Here is a 16,889-nt window from a genome sequence, read left to right on the forward strand (position 1 = left end):
GCGCCGCCGGAGCCCGCCACCGGACCGGTCGCGCCGTCCGGGCGGCCGGCGGGCTGGCCGCTGTCGGCGCGGACCCCGGAGGCGCTGCGGGCCCAGGCGGCCCGGCTGTTCGAGCACCTGTCCGCCGCGCCGCTGGTCGACCCGCACGCGGTCGGGCGGGCGCTGGCGCTCGGGCGCAGCCGGTTCGCCGAGCGGGCGGTGCTGGTCGGCGAGGGGAGCGAGGACCTCCTCGGCGCGCTGGCGGCGCTGGCCGAGGACCGGGCCGACCCCCGGGTGGTCCGCGGCAGCGCGTCGCAGGGGGCGTCCAGGCCGGTCTTCGTCTTCCCGGGCCTGGGCAGTCAGTGGCCGGGCATGGCGGCCGAGCTGCTCGACAGTTCGCCGGTGTTCGCCGAGCGGATGGCCGACTGCGAGAAGGCGCTGAGCGCGTACGTGGACTTCTCGCCGAGCGAACTGCTGCGCGCCGGCGACCCGTTGGACCGGGTGGAGGTCGCGCAGCCGGTGCTGTTCTCGGTGCTGGTCTCGCTGGCCGCGCTCTGGCTGGCGCACGGGGTGCGCCCGGCCGCGGTGGTCGGGCACAGCCAGGGCGAGGTGGCGGCGGCCTGTGTGGCGGGCCTGCTGTCGCTGGAGGACGCGGCCAGGGTGGTCGCCCTGCGCAGCCGGGCCCTGGCCGGTGTCAGCGGCGGCAGCGCGATGGCCACCGTGCTGCTGGCGCCGCAGGAGCTGGCCGGGCGGCTGGCCACCCGGCCGACGGTGGAGGTCGCGGCGGTCAACGGCCCCCGGGTGGTGGTGGTCGCCGGGGACGGCGAGCAGGTGGCCGCCCTGCTGGCGGAGCTGGCCGAGGACGGCGTGCCGTGCTGGCGGCTGCCCGCGGAGTACGCGGCGCACTCGGCGGCCGTGGACGGCCTGCGCGAGGGCCTGCACTCGGCGCTGGCCGGGATCACCCCGCTGGCGGGCGGTGTGCCGATGATCTCCACCGTGGAGGTGGGCCGGGTCGCCGCGCACGCGCTGACGCCCGACTACTGGTTCCGCAACCTGCGCGGGACCGTGCACTTCCACCGGGCCGTCCGGCAGTTGCTGGCCGAGGGGCACCGGAGCTTCCTGGAGATCAGCCCGCACCCGACCCTCACCTTCGGGATCGAGGCCACCGCCGCGGAGGCCGAGGCCGAGGCCAACGGCGGTGCCGGCGCCGGTGCCGGTGTCGGTGCCGGTGTCGGTGTCGGTGTCGGTGTCGGTGTCGGTGTCGGGCAGACCGTGGTGCTCGGCACGCTGCACCGCGAGGACGGCGGGCAGCGACGACTGCTGCACGCCCTCGGCGAGGCGCACGTCCGGGGGCTCCCGGTGGACTGGCGGCCGGTGGTCGCCGACGCCCCCGCCGGCCCGCACGCACTGCCCACCTACCCGTTCCAGCGGCAGCGGTACTGGCTGGACGCGCCGGCGGCCGACGGCGACCCGGTCTCGGCCGGCCAGAGCCCGCTCGGGCACCCACTGCTGACCTCCCTGGTCGAACTGCCCCACAGCGGAGGGCTGGTCTGCACCGGCCGGCTCTCCCTGGCCACCCACCCCTGGCTGGCCGACCACGCGGTCGCGGGCACCGTCCTGCTGCCCGGTGTCGCCCACCTCGAACTGGCGGCCACGGTCGGCGCCCGGCTGGGCAGCCCGCGCGTGCTGGAGCTGACGCTCGCCGCGCCGCTGGTGCTCGGGCCCGACGCCGCGGTCCAGCTGCGGCTGACCGTCGGAGACGCGGACGGACAGGGCGAGCGCGCCGTCGAACTGCACTCCCGCGAGGAGGGCGGCGAGCCGGACGACCCGTGGTCCCTGCACGCGAGCGGTCTGCTCGGCCCGGCCGACGGCGACAGCCACGGCGACCGCGACCGCGACCGCCCGGCGGAAGCGTCCGGCGCCGCGCGCGAGAGCTGGCCGCCGGCCGGCGCGGTGCCGGTCGACCCGGCCGACTGCTACGCGGGCTTCCGGGCCCGCGGGATCGACTACGGGCCCGCGTTCCGGGGCCTGCGGGCGGTCTGGCGGCGCGGCGACGAGGTGTTCGCCGAGGTCGCGCTGCCCGAACAGGTCGCCCCGGAGACGGGCTTCACCCTGCACCCGGCGCTGCTGGACGCCGCCCTGCAGAGCGTCGGCGTGCGCCCCCTGGACACCGCCGGGGGCGACTCCGGCTCCGGGAACGGGAACGGGACGGCCGGTGTCCCGCTGCCGTTCAGCTGGCAGCGGGTCACCCTCCGCCCCAGCGAGGACCAGGTGCTCCGGGTGCGGATGCGCCCGGACGGCACGGACAGCGTCGGCCTGCGGATCACCGACCGCCACGACCGGCCGGTGGCCGAGGTCGGCTCGCTGGTCATGCGCGCCGCCGCCCTCGGCCCGCTGCGCCCGTCCGCCCGGTCGATGTTCCGGCTCGACTGGACCAGGCTGCCCGCCCCGGCCGCCGCCGCGCCGGGCTGGGCCGCACTGCGACCGGACGGGGACCTGCTGCCGCCCGGCGCCCCGTCCGGCGACGCGCCCCGGCTGCTGCTGCTCCCCTGCCCCGCGCCGGACGCAGCCGCCGACCCCGCCGCCCATGCCCTCGACGCGACGGCGGCCGTGCTCGCCGCCCTCCAGGAGCACCTGGCCGCCCCGAAGGCCGATGCGCCGGTGGTCGTGGTGACCCGCGGCGCGGTGGACCTCGGCGACGAGCCGGTGGACGTGGCCGGCGCGGCGGTCTGGGGGCTGCTGCGCGCCGCCCAGCTGGAGCACCCGGGCTGGTTCGTCCTGCTGGACACCGACGGTCCGGAGGGCACCGCCCTGGCACTCCCGGCGCTCGCCCTGCCCGACGGCGAGCCGCAACTCGCCGTCCGCGACGGCGTGCTGTACGCGGCCCGGCTCGCCAGGCCCGCCGAACCCGCGAGCACGGAGAAGCCGGGCGCGGCACCCGGGAGCACCGAATCCACGAGCACCGAGCCGGAGGAGTCCGCGCCCACCGCAGCGGTCGCACCCGCCGCCGCGTTCGACCCGGACGGCACCGTGCTGATCACCGGCGCCGGCGGCACCCTGGCCGGGCTGCTGGCCCGCCACCTGACCGCCGTACACGGCGTGCGGCACCTCCTGCTGCTCGGCCGACGCGGCCCGGACGGCCCCGGCGCCGCCGAACTGACCGCCGAGCTCACCGCGGCGGGGGCACAGGTCACCCTCACCGCCTGCGACGTGACGGACCGCCACGACCTCGCGCGGGCCCTGGCCGCGATCCCCACGGCGCACCCGCTGCGCGCCGTGGTCCACACCGCCGCCGTCCTGGACGACGGCGTGCTGGAGTCACTGACCCCCGAACGGCTGGCCACCGTGCTGGCCCCGAAGCTGGGCGGTGCCTGGCTGCTGCACGAGCTGACCGCCGAGGCCGACCTGACCGCCTTCGTGGCCTTCAGCTCCGCCGCCGGCGTCTTCGGCAGCCCGGGCCAGGCGTCCTACGCCGCGGCCAACGCGGGCCTGGACGCCCTGATGGCGCTGCGCCGTCGCGAGCACCGGCCGGCGCTGTCGCTGGCCTGGGGCCTGTGGGAGCAGCGCAGCGCCCTGACCGGCCCGCTGGCCGAGGCCGATCTGCGCAGGATCACCCGCAGCGGCGCTTCGGCGCTGTCCAGTGCCGAGGGGCTGGCGCTGTTCGACGCCGCGCTCGGGACGGACGCCACCACCCTGGTGCCGATCCGCCTCGACCTCACCGCGCCGGCCGACGCCCCCGTCCCCCATCTGCTGCGCGCGCTGGTGCGCCGGGCGCCCCGTGCCCCGGGCCGTCACCCCGGTGGGACCGCGCGGGGCGCCGCCGACGCGGGAGCGGAGCTGCGACTGCGACTGGCCGGCGCCGACGCGGCGGACCGGGCCGCGCTGCTGGCGGAGCTGGTGCGCCGGCAGGCCGCCGAGGTGCTGGGCCACGCCGACGCGGAGGGCGTGGTGATGGACACCGCCTTCCTGGCGCAGGGCTTCGACTCGCTCACCGCGGTCGAGCTGCGCAACCGGCTGGCCGGCGCGACCGGCCTGCCGCTGCGGCCCACCCTGGTCTTCGACACCGGCACCCCGACCCGGCTGGCCGACCGGCTGCTCACCGACCTGGCCGCGGCGCTCTCGCCGTCCGGCCCCGCCACCGGCCCCGCCGCCGACCGGGCCGGGCACCCGGGCGGCCCGGCGGGCGCGGGCGCGGGCGGTGCCGAACCGGTCGGCACGCTGTTCCGACAGGCCTGCGAGCTGGGCCGGATCGACACCGGCATCCGGCTCCTCGGGCTGGCGTCCGCGCTGCGCCCGTCCTGCGCCACCGGCCCGGAACTCCTGGCGGCGGCCGACCGGCCGGTGCTGCTCGACCTGGTCGAGCCGCCGCGGGAGGACACCGCGCGGGCGCAGCTGGTCTGCTTCGGTTCGATCGTGGCGCTCGGCGGCGCCCACCAGTACGCCCGCTTCGGCACGCACTTCCGGGGCCACCACGGCGTCAGCGCGCTGGACGCGCCGGGCTTCACCCCGGGGGAGCCGCTGCCGGAGGAGTTCTCCGCCCTGATCGACTTCCAGGCCCGGACCGTGCGCGAGGGCGCGGGGGGCCGGCCGCTGGTCCTGGTCGGCTCCTCCTCCGGCGGCACCCTGGCGCACGCGGCGGCGGTCCGGCTGGAACAGCTCGGCACCCCGGCGGCGGCCGTGGTGCTGCTGGACACCTACCTGTCCGGCGACCGGGCGATGACCCAGTTCAACGACGTCCTGATCAGCGGCATGTTCGCACGCGAGGACCGGGCCGCGCCGCTGGACGACACCCGGCTGACCGCGATGGGCCGCTACTTCCAGCTCCTGGAGGGCTGGCGGCCGCCGGCGATCGACGCGCCGGTCCTGCTGGTTCGGGCCTCCAGCCCGCTGGCCGAGCCGGCCCCCGGCAGCACCGTCGACTGGCGATCCTCCTGGCCCGGCGCGCACACCGTCGCCGACGTCCCGGGGGACCACTGGTCGCTGATGGAGGAACACGTGGAGACCACCGCGAACACCGTGCGGGAGTGGCTGAGCGCCGTCCTGCGCGGGACCGGGCACGACGATGGGGAGGACTCATGAACGACACCGCACCGCCGCCGCCGGCCGGGCTGGTGATCCTGGGGGCCGGTGTGATGGGCACCGGCATCAGCACGCTGGCGCTGGGCCACGGCGTCCCCGTGACGCTGGTCGACACCGATCCGCGGCAGTTGGTCCGCGCCGAGGAGGGCATCGCCCGGGGCCTGCGGCTGGCCGAACTGATGGGCCGGCTGCCGTCCGGTGTCGAGGCCGGCGAGCTGCGCACGACCGACTCGCTCCCGGCGCTGGCCGGGGCGCGGGCGGTGATCGAGGCCGTCACGGAGAACGCCGGGCTGAAGGCCGTGCTGCTCAAGGAGGTGTCCGCGGCCGTGCTCCCCGGCACGCCGCTGATCTCGAACACCTCGTCGATCCCGATCGACGAGCTGGCCGACGCCGTCGCCCGCCCGGCCGAGCTGCTCGGCACCCACTTCATGAACCCGCCCAGCCTGATCCGGACGGTCGAGGTGGTGCGCGGCCCCCGCACCGGGGAGGCCGTGATGGCCGCGGTCCGCGAGCTGCTGGGCGCACTCGGCCGGCAGAGCGTGGTGGTGAACGACTCCCCGGGCTTCGTCACCAGCCGGGTCCTGCACCCGATGATCAACACCGCGGCCCGGGTGGTACAGGCGGGCACCGCGAGCGTGGAGGCGGTCGACGAGCTGATGCAGGGCTGCCTGGGCCACCCCACCGGACCGCTGCGCACGGCGGACCTGATCGGCATCGACAACCTGGTCGACTCGCTCCAGGTGCTCTGGGAGCGCACCGGGGACGACAGCTGCCGGCCCTGCGACCTGCTCCTGGAGAAGGTCCGCGAGGGAAAGCTCGGCCGCAAGAGCGGCTCGGGCTTCTACACCTACGAGAAGGAGAACTGATGAGCACCGTCGGCAGCGAGCGGACCGTCGAGGACACCGAGGCCGTCCAGCAGGAGATCCTGAACTTCCTGGAGAGCCGCACCCGCACCACCTGGGAGCCCGACACCGACCTCTTCAAGGACGGCGGTCAGTCCTCGCTCTTCGCGATGGAGCTGGTGGTGCACCTGGAGAAGTCGTTCGACGTCAGCATCCGCGGCGCCGACCTGCGGCTGGACAACTTCCGCACGGTCACGGTGATGACCGCCCTGGTCACCCGTCTGCGGCAGGCCGCCGGGAGCCAGGATGGCTGACGACCTCGCCCGGGCGCTGGCCCGGATCGAATCGGCGGTCGGCGACCGGGCCGAGGGCTGGGACCTGGCCGGGCTGATCCCGCAGCCGCTGCTGCGGGAACTCGGCGCGGAGGGACTGCTCTGCGCCCAGCTGCCCCAGCGCTTCGGCGGACTCGGCATGAGCAGCCTGCAGAACGGCGAACTGACCGCCGGCACAGGCGCGTTGTGCAGCTCACTGCGCAGCGTGCAGACCTCCCAGGGGATGGCCGGCTGGACCATCGCGCGGTTCGGGCTGCCGGACCAGGAGCGCGCCTGGCTGCCCGGGCTGACCTCCGGGCAGCTGGCGGCGGTCGCGTTCAGCGAGCCCGGCGCGGGCAGCGACCTGTCCGCGATGTCCACCACCGTCCGGGCGGACGGCGACCGTCTCGTGCTGGACGGACGGAAGAAGTGGATCACCGCCGCCCGCTACGCCGACCTGCTGGTGGTCTTCGGCCGCTACGAGGACGGTGCGGCGGCCGTCGTGGTGCCCACCGACACCCCGGGCGTCCGGATCCGTCCGATCGCCGACCCGCTGGGCTGCCGGGCCGCCGGTCACTGCGACATCGAGCTGGACGGCGTCCGGGTGCCGGCCGGGAACCTGCTGGGCGGCGCGGCCCTGCCGCTGCCGCTGCTGGTGACCACCGCGCTCTCCTACGGGCGGATGTCGGTGGCCTGGGGCTGCGTCGGCATCCTGCGGGCCTGCCTGCGGGCCGCCGCCGGGCACGCCGCCCGGCGGGAGCAGTTCGGCCGCCCGATCGGGGAGCACCAGCTGGTGGCCGGCCACCTGGCGGACCTGCTGGTGGCCGAGCGGACCGCCACCCGGATCTGCGAGCACGCCTCGCGCTGCTGGGACTCCGGCTCGGCCGAGCAGGTGGTCGCCACCGTCCTGGCCAAGCAGGTGAGCGCCGAACAGGCCGCCCGGGCCGCCGCGACGGCGGTGCAGGTGCTGGCCTCGGCCGGTGCGAGCGACGGCACGGTGGTGGCGCGCGCCTACCGGGACGCCAAGCTGATGGAGATCATCGAGGGCAGCAGCGAACTGTGCCGCCTGCTGCTGGCCGAACACGTGCTGGCCTCGTACGGGAGGGAGGAGCGGTGACCGAAGTGACCGAGGCGACCGAGGTGACAGAGGCGACCGAAGCTACCGGGGCGACCGTCAAGTGCCTGGTCTGGGACCTGGACGACACGCTCTGGCAGGGCACCCTGTCGGAGGGCGACGACGTGAGGGTGCCGGAGGAGCTCCGCAAGGTCGTCGTCGAGCTGGACGCCCGCGGCATCCTGCAGTCGGTGGCCAGCAAGAACGACCACGAGCCGGCCTGGGCCCGGCTGGAACAGCTCGGCCTGGCCGAGTACTTCGTCCTGCCGCAGATCGGCTGGGGCACCAAGTCGGCGTCGGTGCGGGCGATCGCCGACCGGCTGAACTTCGCGCCGGGGACCGTAGCGTTCGTCGACGACCGGCCGGCCGAGCGGGCCGAGGTGGCCTTCCACCTGCCCGAGGTGCGCTGCTACCCGGCCGAGCGGGCCGCCGGCCTGCTCGACCTGCCGGAGTTCACTCCCGCGCACCGCACCGCCGACTCCCGCCGGCGGCGCGAGATGTACCAGGCGGGCTTCCGGCGGGACGCCGAGCGGGCCGCCTCCACCGCACCCGACACGGAGTTCCTGCGCTCGCTGGAGCTGGTGATGCGGATCGACCGGGCCGGCGCCGAGGACATCGCCCGGCTGGAGGAACTGACGCTGCGGACCAGCCAGATGAACGCCACCGGCGTGCACTACTCGGACCGGCGGCTGCGCGAGCTGCGCTCCGATCCCGGGCACGAGGTGCTGGTGGCGAGCATGGCCGACCGCTTCGGGCCGCACGGCGCGGTCGGCGTGCTCCTGGTCGAGCGATGGGCCGGGAGCTGGCACCTCAAGCTGCTGGCCACCTCCTGCCGGGTGGTCAGCTACGGCGCGGGGACGACCATCCTCGACTGGCTGATCGACCAGGCGTCCCGGGCCGGGGTCCACCTGACCGCCGACTTCCGGGCCACCGACCGGAACCGGATGATGGAGATCGCCTACCGCTTCGCCGGCTTCGAGGAGTCGGACTGCGGCTGCACGGCGGCGGCCGACCGGGACTCCGCGGCGGCGGACGTCCAGCTCCTGCACCTGGTGCCCGGCCCCCGGGCCGGTTCACCGACGGTGGAGCTGGTCGCCGCCGACCTGGCGGCCACCGGCTGACGGCGCGGACCGCCGCGGGCGGCCCCCCGTGGTTCGGGGTGGCCGCCCGCAGGGCGCCGCGCGGGCCGTCGCGCTACGGGCGCTTGCGGACCAGCGTGATGCCGTCGGCCATCGCCAGCAGTGAGATCTCCACCCGTTCGTCGGTGTGCAGCGCCGTGTTCAGCTCCCTGACGCCCAGGGTGTCCGCGTCCCGGTGGGACGGGTCCGCCACCCGGCCGAAAAAGAGCGTGTTGTCCACCACCAGCAGCCCGCCCGGCCGCAGAAGGGCGAGGGAATCCTCGTAGTAGCGGGGGTAGTTGACCTTGTCGGCGTCGATGAAGACGAGGTCGAAGGACTCGGCTCCACGCTCCGCCGTCAGCTTGGCCAGGGTCTCCACCGCGTCCCCGATCCGCAGCTCGATCCGGTCCGCGACCCCGGCGCGCTCCCAGTAGCCGGCACCGATCGCGGGCCAGCGCTCGGTGATGTCACAGGTCACCAGCGTTCCGCCGGGTGGCAGGGCGCGGGCCATGCAGAGGGTGCTGTAGCCGGTGAAGGTGCCGATCTCCAGGACCGACCGCGCGCCGGTCAACCCGACGAGCAGGGCGAGCAGTTGTCCCTCCTCGGCCATCACCTGCATCGCCTCGCCGGCCGGCAGGCCGGCCGTCTCGGCGCGCAGCTCGGCGAGCAGCGGATCGTCCCTCAGCGAGACCTGACGGATGTAGTCGAGCAGCTCGTCGGTGGCTGCCACCTGCTGGGCCATGGGACTCCTCAGTGAGATGGGTCGGAAAGTCGAAGGGTCGGAGGACCTGATGCGTCGAGTACGTCAACGCGGGCCGCGGCCCGCCGTCGGGCCGTCACGACCTGACCGGCCGCGGATCCGGCCGGCCCGGGCCGGCCGGCCTGCTGACGACGTGCCGGTGGGGCCTGACCGGCCCGCCGCACTTCGCCTGCGACCACCGCTCGGGCGGATCCTCCGCGAGCGCCCGCTCCCGGGCGTAGGCCCTCAGCAGGTGGTCCAGGTGATAGCGGCCGCCGCCGCAGGCCCGCACCAGGTGTGCGTCGGCCAGTGCTTCCAGAACGGCTTCGGCCGCCGACGGCGCGCAGTCGAGCAGCGCCGCCAGCGCGGTGGCGTCCACGTCCTCCGCACCCACCGCGCCGAGCAGCCGCAGCACCGCCGCCGGATCGGGCAGCTCGGGCGGCAGCTGCGCGTCCTCGCCCAGCGCGCGGTAGCCGACCTCCAGGCCGGCCCGCACCCCGAGGTCGCCGATCCTCAGCTCGTCCAGCAGCCGGGGCGCTCCCGCCAGCCGCCGGGCCAGCGTGTCGAGGTCCCAGTGCGGCCGTCCCAGGTAGCGGGCCCCGACGATGCGCACCGCCAGCGGCAGGCCCGAGCAGTAGCGCACCACCGCCCGGGCGGCGCGCGGCTCCGCCTCCGGCTGCCGGCGGCCGACGATCGAGCCGAGCAGGTCCAGCGAGGCCGCCTCGTCCAACGCGGAGAGGGTGACGATGTGGGCGCCGTCCAGGTCGGCCAGCCGGTCGCGGCTGGTGACGAGCGTCCGGCTGTCCGGACAGCCGGGGACCAGCGGGCGCACCTGCGCGGCGCTCCGCGCGTCCTCCAGCACCACCAGCACCCGGCGGTCGGCGGTGATCGAGCGGTAGAGCAGGGCGGCCTGCTCCTCGGTGGCCGGCACCTCCGCCTCGGGCACGCCGAGGTCCACCAGGAACCGGCCGAGCACCTCGATCGGCTCCACCGGGTGGTCCCGCCCGCCCAGGTCGGCGTAGAGCTGGCCGTTCCCGAAGCGCTCCCGCACGGCGTGGGCCACGTGCAGGGCCAGCGCGCTCTTGCCGACCCCGCCGGCGCCGGTGACCACGGTGACCGCGGCGGCGCCGCCCGGCAGGGCGTCGGCGGTGAGCCGCCGCGCCAGGTCCGCGTGCTCGCCGTCCCGGCCGACCAACACGTCTATTCGGGCGGGCAGTTGGGCGGGCCGGGGGCGGCGCCCGATCCACGGCGGCGGGCCGTCGGCCGTGGAGCCGCCGCCCTCGCCGCCCAGCAGGTCGTCCGCGGCCAGGATCCGCCGCTGCATCTCGCGCAGCTCGCTGCCCGGCTCCGCCCCGAGCTGGTCGATCAGCGCGGCCCGGGTCAGCTGGAACTGGCTCAGCGCCTCCGACTGCCGGCCGGCCCGGAACAGCGCGAGCATCAGCCGGCTGACCAGCGCCTCGCGCAGCGGGCTCTCCTGGACCTCGCGCCACAGCTCGGGCAGGATCTCGTTGTGCCGGCGCAGCGCGAGGTCGGCGTCCAGGCGCGACTCCAGGGTCTGCAGGCGCAGTTCCTGCAGGTAGCGGCCCTCCACGTCCCGCAGGCCGCGCGAGGGGATGTCCACCAGCGGGTCGCCCCGCCACAGCGCCAGCGCCGCCGCGTACTCGACCGAGGCGCGTTCCAGCTCGCCCGCCCGCACGTGCGCGGCGGCCCGGCTGCGGTGCGCGGTGAAGCGGCCGAGGTCGGTCTCGTCCTCGGCCAGGTCGATCAGGTACCCCGGCGCCTGGGTCCGGATCCGCCGCCCGGCGACCGCCCCCAGGACCTGACGGAGCCTCATCACGTAGGTGCGCACGGTCGCGGACGCGCTCGGGGGCGGTCCGCCGTCCCAGACCGCCGCCGCGATCCGGTCCACCGACACCACGTGGTTGGCGTTGATCAGCAGGAGCGCGAGTACCACCCGCTGGCGCGGTGCCGACACCGCACACTCACGCCCGTCCACCTGGACGGAAAGCGGTCCGAGCATCCTGAACTGCACGAGTGGCCTCGTTTCCTGGCACAGGGAAATAGCCCCGCCCGAAGCGGCGACCGGACTCCCCCGACGGTCGCGCTCAGTATCAACGGGATGACTCAAGTGAATGTATGGGGGCGCTCTATCGTCCACAACCGCTTCCCGGGATGGCCGCCCGCAGATCACGGAAACGAGCCAATTCTGACTGATCGTGAGGAGTCGGGTTTGCGATGATCCACCGTCAGCCATGCATGAAAAGTCGGCACTCGATCACGACCGGCCCTCCTGAGCTGGCTTGACATCCGTTCATCACACCCGCTGCTCGCTCCGCGCGGCACGCCGCCTCGCCGCGTCCGCACCGCCACTCCCACCGGAAGGACCCCCCGGCATGACACTCCCCGAGACCCTCGACAGCCTCTGGTGCCGGCGCTTCGAGCCGGCACCGGCCGGCGCCCACCGACTGGTCTGCTTCCCCCACGCCGGGGGATCCGCGGCGTTCTTCCGTCCCCTCGCCACCGCGCTGAGCCTGCGGGCCGAGGTCGTCGCGGTGCAGTACCCCGGGCGTCAGGACCGTCGCACGGAGCCGGTCATCGACGACATAGGACGCCTCGCCGAGGAGATCGCGGCGGCCCTCGACCCGTGGAGCGACGCCCCGTTGACCCTGTTCGGCCACAGCATGGGGGCCCTGGTCGCGTTCGAGGTCGCGCTGCGCCTGGAACGGGCCGGCCGCCCGCCCGCCCGGCTCCTCGTCAGCGGCCGCTCCGCACCGACCGCGCCGGCCGGGGTGCCGATCGATCCCACCGACGAGGAACTCGTCGCCGACATCAGGAGGTTGAACGGCACGGACGCCTGGATGCTGGCGGATCCGGAGCTGCTGGAGATGATCCTGCCCGCCGTCCGCGGCGACTACCGCGCGGTCGCCGGCTACCGGGGCAGTCCGGACGCCGTCCTCTCCTCGCCGATCAGCGCGCTGCTCGGCGACAGCGACCCCCGCGCCGCGGTCGACGAGGTCCGCCGCTGGTCCGCCCACACCTCGGGCGAGTTCGACCTCACCCTCTTCCCCGGCGGCCACTTCTACCTGGTCGACCGGGCCGCCGAGGTCATCGACCTGCTCAGCACCCGTCTGGGATAGGACGCGCCCGGGATCGGACGCGCCCGGGATCGGCGCGCTCCGTCCGGGGCCCGCAACGCGTTGTCCGCGAGCCCGGCCGGCGCGGCCGGCAGCGACCGGGCGGGCACCGCCCGAGGTGCACGGCCCGTGGCGGCGCCGGGGTCAGCCGGTCGCGCTGCCCGGCGCCGGCACGGGCCGCGAGTCGAGGCCGTGCTCGGCGGCGTACCGGACGGTCTCCGCCAGGTACGAGTGCTCGCTCTCGCACCACTGTCGCGCCTCGGCCGGGGTGGTGAAGCGCGGTGGCTCGTACCAGGGGCCCGCGGCGGTGAGCGGCGGGCGTCGGCGCTGCGGGGTGAGCAGGCGGGCCGCCGCCTCTGCGTGGTGCAGGTACCAGGAGCGGAGGCGTTCCCGGGCGGCGGCGCGGTCGGCGGGGCCGGTTTCGGCGGTGGCGCGTTCGGCGGCGTAGCAGCGCAGCAGGTCGTGGAGGCGGTAGCGGTCCGGGCCGGCCGGGTTGAGCAGGTGGGCGGCGGCGAGGTGTTCGAGTACCGGCCTGGTCGCGGCGGTGGCCGAGCCGGAGAGTGCGGCGGCCGCGGCCGTGCTGACGCAGTTGCCGGGGGCCAGGCCGAGGAGTCGGAAGAGCCGCTGCGCGGCGGGTTGCAGGGCGCGGTAGGAGAGGTCGAAGGCGACCCGGACGGCGGAGGTGGCGTCGCCGTCGATCTGGAGCGCGGTGAAGCGGTCCTCCGCGTCGCGCAGTTCGGCGGCGTGCTCCACCAGGGTGCGGTGGGGTCGTTCCGCGAGGCGGCCCGCGGCGATGCCGAGGGCGAGCGGCAGGTGGCCGCAGGCGGCGGCGAGTTCGGCGGCGGCGCGGGGTTCGGCGCGGGTGCGGTCGGCGCCGGTGATCCGGGCGAGCAGTTCGACGGCGTCGGGCTGGGGCAGGACGTCGAGCACCAGCCGCCGGGCGCCGTCGCAGGCGGTGAGCCCGGCCAGCCCGTCCCGACCGGTCACCAGGGCCAGCGAGCCCGCCGAGCCGGGCAGCAGCGGGCGGACCTGTTCGGCGTTGCGGGCGTTGTCGAGCAGGACCAGGACCCTGCGGTCGGCGAGCAGCGACCGGTACAGGGCGGCGCTCTCGTCGACGGTGCCGGGTATCCGCTCGCGGTCGGTGCCGAGGGCCCGCAGGAAGCGGGCCAGCGCCTCGTCCGGGGCCAGCGGCGGGCCGAGGGCGAACCCGCGCAGGTTGACGTGGAGCTGACCGTCGGGGAAGCGCTCGCGGACCTGGTGGGCCCAGTGCACGGCGAGGGCGGTCTTGCCCGTCCCGGCGCCGCCGGTCACCACGCCGATGCCGGCGGCGCCGACCGAGCCGGCCGATCCGGGCGGGTCGGCGAGGCCGTCCAGGGCGCCGAGTTCCGCCCTCCGCCCGACGAAGGTGGCCAGCGCGGGCGGCAGTTGGGCGGGCCTGGGCACCTGCTGCCGGGCGCGGGGCGGGCGGGCGGCCGGGGCGGGCCCGTCCTTCAGCAGCTCCTGGTGCAGGAGCTGGAGCTCCGGCCCGGGGTCGAGGCCCAGTTCGTCAGCCAGCTGTCGCGCGAACCGGCGGTAGGCGGCGAGCCCGTCGGCCTGCCGGCCCGCCCGGTGCAGGGCCCGGACGAGCTGCGTCACGAGGCGGTCCCGGAGCGGGTGTTCGGCGACCAGCGCGGTCAGCTCCGGGACGGTCTGCCGGTGCCGGCCGAGTTCGGCCTCCAGGTCCAGGCAGTTCTCCCAGGCGGTGAGCCGCAGTTCGTTCAGTGCCACCGAGCCGGCGGCCACCAGGCTGCCGGACAGCCCGTCCAGCACCGGGCCGCGCCACAGGCCGAGCGCCGATCGGAACTCCTCGACGGCTGCCGCGGGTTCGCCGTGCTCGGCCAGTCGGCGCGCCACCGACACCCGGTGGGCGAAGGTCAGGGCGTCCACCTGGTGGCCGTTCGGTGCGATCCGGTAGCCGGGGCCGTCGGTGAGCAGCACCGGCGGCCCGTCCTGGGCGGCGGCGAGCTTGCGCCGCAGCAGCCCGGCGAGGTTCCGTACCTGGCGGTGGGCCGTGGCCGGCGGTTCGTCGCCCCAGACCGCGTCGACCAGGCGGGCCACCGGGACGACGGCCCCGGCGTTCAGCAGCAGGGTGCCGAGCATCCGCTCCTGCTTGGCCCCTTCCGTCCGGGCCCGCCTACCGTCGTCGGTCCACACCTCCAGTGGCCCCAGAATCCTGAACTCCATGCGTCCCTCCCGTGGATGGCCGACGTCGAGCCGACCCGGATACCTTCGAAGCTCGTGACCACTCAATGACGGACTCGTGTCAACTTTGTGCATCCGGTTGGGAGTCTTCTCTCACCGGCCCCGCTGGGGCCGGCTCCCCCACGCTCAAGGAGCAGCTGGATGAAGCGCATGAAGCAGGCCGCAGCCCTGGCCGTCGCACTCGGCCTGGCCCTCGTCCCCCTCTCGGCAAGCACCGCGCAGGCCGCCGGGCCGGCCACCCACAAGGGAATGACCTGGCAGAGGCTGGCGTCGGGCCCCGAGGGGACCGTCCAGGTCGGCGGCCCGGCGCACTCGACGCCGAGCGACCCGTACAACGGCGACACCCTCCCGTCCGTCTCGCTGCCGGTCCTCTGCATCAACGTGGACGGCAGCCCGGCGCCGGACGGCATCAGCATCGGCTTCTACAACGGTTGGTCCGGCGGCACCGTCGCGCTCAGCCAGCCGGTGAAGGGTTCGCGCCTGAACAGCCAGGCCGCCGCGAACAGCGTCTGCCAGGCGGCCTTCGGCACCGGCTGGCGCCAGGCCGAGTTCCACGACGGCCGCTACGGCCCGAACCTGGACTACGTCGGCGGGTGGAGCTTCTGGGCGTACGGCAACATCGCCCCCAACGCCCGCTTCTGGACCGCCATCAACGACCAGCAGGCCAACCCCTGGAACTGACGGCGGCGCGGTGGTGACGGCCGGGCGGGGCGGCGAGTAGTCCGCCCGGCCGTACCGCCTCCTCCTCCGGTTCCGGACCGGAGCCCTCGGGGCACGGCGCGAGGGCTCCGGTACGAGCGGCCCGGTCACCCTCGGACGGCCGGGCCGTCCGGCGTTCGGGGTCCTCGGCGTTGCGGGAGGCAGGGCGGGGGTCTCGCCGGTCGGCGGGTACTCCGGGGTGAGGGGCGCGTGGCATGGGGCAGGAACTCCTCTGCCGGGAAGGCGTCGTGGGTGCGGGGCGGACCGGACCCCCCCTTCAGGGGCGGCACCGGGACAGACCTTCCCATCCGGCGGCGACCGGTGACATCCCAGGTTTGCGGGAGGCGCGACGACCTCTTCCCTGTGGTAGGGAGACGGCCTGTTGCGGACCGCTCCACAGCAGATCCCCAGGCCGGAGATCTGGGGCCTTCGTGCTGTCCGGGCTCGCACCGGGTTCCGGGTCGGGGCGGTGGCGAGACGAGGGCGGGGGCGGGGGCGGTCGGGCGGGGCGTCAGGCCGGGGGGCGGCCGAGTCCGGCGGTGTACGGGGCCGCGAGAAGTGCGACGAGTTCGCGGCGGCTGCGCACGCCGGTCTTGGTGAAGGCCGACTTCAGGTGGTCCTGGACGGTGGCCGGGCTCAGGAAGAGCCGGTGGGCTATGTCCCTGGTGCTCAGGCCCCGTACCGCCTGGAGGACCACCTCCTGCTCGCGGGGGGAGAACCGGTGCGCCAGCAGGGACAGCGGGATGACGTCGACCGGGCTCGCGGGCTGGGCGACCAGGGCGACGCTGCCCCGCGGGCACTGGTCGAGCAGCGAGGCGCGGACGGTGAGCCACTGGCCGTTGGGGCGGCGCAGCCGGGTCCAGGCGTGGGCGCCCGCGTTAGCGGAGGTCGCGTGGGTGCGAGCCCGCTCGGCGAGGTAGACCAGTGCAGTCGGTACTCCGGCGGGGCGGTACTGCGACTCGGCGAGCTCCTCGAACAGTTGCCGGGCCCCGGAGTCCGCGGAGGCGAGCTGACCGGTGGGGCCGATGACGGCGACCCCGAGCCAGTACGGTCCGTCCAGCGGGTCCGCTCGGACGTCCTGCCCGTCGGGGGTGCCTGCGGTGGGCAGTGCGTAGTCGCGCAGGGTGGCGGCCACAGCCCGGGCGGCCCGTTCGGCCAGTCTCTGCTCGCTCGCGCCGAAGGGTGCCGATCCGGCCTCGCGCATCAGTGCGGCGGCTCCCCACCGCCCGCCGCCGACATCGAAGTTCATCCGCAGCTCGTCGCCCAGTCCGTTCTCGGCGAGCAGCTCCCGGTAACGCACGCTGCGTTCGGGTCGGCCCCCGGTGGCGCGGTGGACCGTCTCCACGACGCGGCCGGCGGCCCGGATGTCGGCGAACCGGGTGGTGTCGTCGGACCACATCTCCAACCAGATGGCGTGCTCGAAGGCGGTCGGCTGCAGGCCGTCGGCAACGGTGGAGGTCAGGAAGCCGGTGACCGGATCGGCCCCGTGCAGGCAGCCCGCCTCGGACCCGAGGGTGGGTCCGAGGACGGTGAGGAGCTGCCGGAAGAACTGCTCCAACGGAAGCTTCGCCGCCGCCAGATCGTCGATCTCTCCCATCATGCGGCGTTCCCTGGCACGGAATGATGTCATCTC

General features: G+C 75.5%; 11 protein-coding genes. 7 read left to right on the forward strand and 4 right to left on the reverse strand.

Translation table 11 applies throughout. The annotated features are described in order from the left end of the window. The 5 genes from ABZY91_RS29790 to ABZY91_RS29810 all read left to right on the forward strand — a co-directional run. Positions 1-5,058: SDR family NAD(P)-dependent oxidoreductase (locus ABZY91_RS29790; protein WP_355405957.1), on the forward strand; the 5,058-nt coding region annotated here is incomplete at its 5' end. After that, on the forward strand, positions 5,055-5,924 hold the full coding sequence (locus ABZY91_RS29795; protein ID WP_355405958.1) for a 3-hydroxyacyl-CoA dehydrogenase family protein: 870 nt from the start codon (positions 5,055-5,057) through the stop codon (positions 5,922-5,924). The genes ABZY91_RS29790 and ABZY91_RS29795, both read left to right, overlap by 4 nt. Beyond that, positions 5,924-6,214 carry an acyl carrier protein gene (locus tag ABZY91_RS29800; protein WP_355405959.1) on the forward strand — a complete coding sequence of 97 codons (291 nt, stop codon included), beginning with the start codon at positions 5,924-5,926 and terminating at the stop codon, positions 6,212-6,214. The genes ABZY91_RS29795 and ABZY91_RS29800 overlap by 1 nt, the downstream gene beginning before the upstream one ends. Further along, entirely contained in the window at positions 6,207-7,328 is a 1,122-nt protein-coding gene (locus tag ABZY91_RS29805; RefSeq protein WP_329875219.1) for an acyl-CoA dehydrogenase family protein, read from the forward strand. Before ABZY91_RS29800 ends, ABZY91_RS29805 begins: the two co-directional genes overlap by 8 nt. Beyond that, entirely contained in the window at positions 7,325-8,446 is a 1,122-nt protein-coding gene (locus ABZY91_RS29810; protein WP_355405960.1) for an HAD-IIIC family phosphatase, read from the forward strand. Before ABZY91_RS29805 ends, ABZY91_RS29810 begins: the two co-directional genes overlap by 4 nt. Before the next feature lie 73 nt (positions 8,447-8,519). Here the strand turns inward: ABZY91_RS29810 and ABZY91_RS29815 are convergent, their stop codons facing one another. Together ABZY91_RS29815 and ABZY91_RS29820 are read right to left on the reverse strand one after the other, a co-directional pair. Beyond that, positions 8,520-9,185, reverse strand: a complete 666-nt coding sequence (locus tag ABZY91_RS29815; RefSeq protein ID WP_355405961.1) for a class I SAM-dependent methyltransferase — start codon at positions 9,183-9,185, stop codon at positions 8,520-8,522. 94 nt (positions 9,186-9,279) lie between these two features. Continuing rightward, positions 9,280-11,214: a BTAD domain-containing putative transcriptional regulator gene (locus ABZY91_RS29820; protein ID WP_355405962.1), complete on the reverse strand. Its 1,935-nt coding sequence runs from the start codon at positions 11,212-11,214 to the stop codon at positions 9,280-9,282. Between the two features lie 361 nt (positions 11,215-11,575). Here ABZY91_RS29820 and ABZY91_RS29825 point away from each other — a divergent pair, with 361 nt between their 5' ends. Then, positions 11,576-12,319: an alpha/beta fold hydrolase gene (locus ABZY91_RS29825; RefSeq protein ID WP_355405963.1), complete on the forward strand. Its 744-nt coding sequence runs from the start codon at positions 11,576-11,578 to the stop codon at positions 12,317-12,319. Between the two features lie 141 nt (positions 12,320-12,460). Here the strand turns inward: ABZY91_RS29825 and ABZY91_RS29830 are convergent, their stop codons facing one another. After that, a complete protein-coding gene (locus tag ABZY91_RS29830; RefSeq protein ID WP_355405964.1) occupies positions 12,461-14,539 on the reverse strand; it encodes an AfsR/SARP family transcriptional regulator in 2,079 nt (692 codons plus the stop codon). Between the two features lie 159 nt (positions 14,540-14,698). Between ABZY91_RS29830 and ABZY91_RS29835 the strand changes: the two genes are divergently transcribed. Further along, entirely contained in the window at positions 14,699-15,238 is a 540-nt protein-coding gene (locus ABZY91_RS29835; RefSeq protein WP_355405965.1) for a hypothetical protein, read from the forward strand. A gap of 529 nt (positions 15,239-15,767) precedes the next feature. Here the strand turns inward: ABZY91_RS29835 and ABZY91_RS29840 are convergent. Beyond that, entirely contained in the window at positions 15,768-16,886 is a 1,119-nt protein-coding gene (locus ABZY91_RS29840; protein WP_355405966.1) for a helix-turn-helix transcriptional regulator, read from the reverse strand. Positions 16,887-16,889 lie beyond the last annotated feature (3 nt).

Source organism: Kitasatospora sp. NPDC002965, from assembly GCF_040611255.1.
Taxonomy (GTDB): Bacteria; Actinomycetota; Actinomycetes; order Streptomycetales; family Streptomycetaceae; genus Kitasatospora.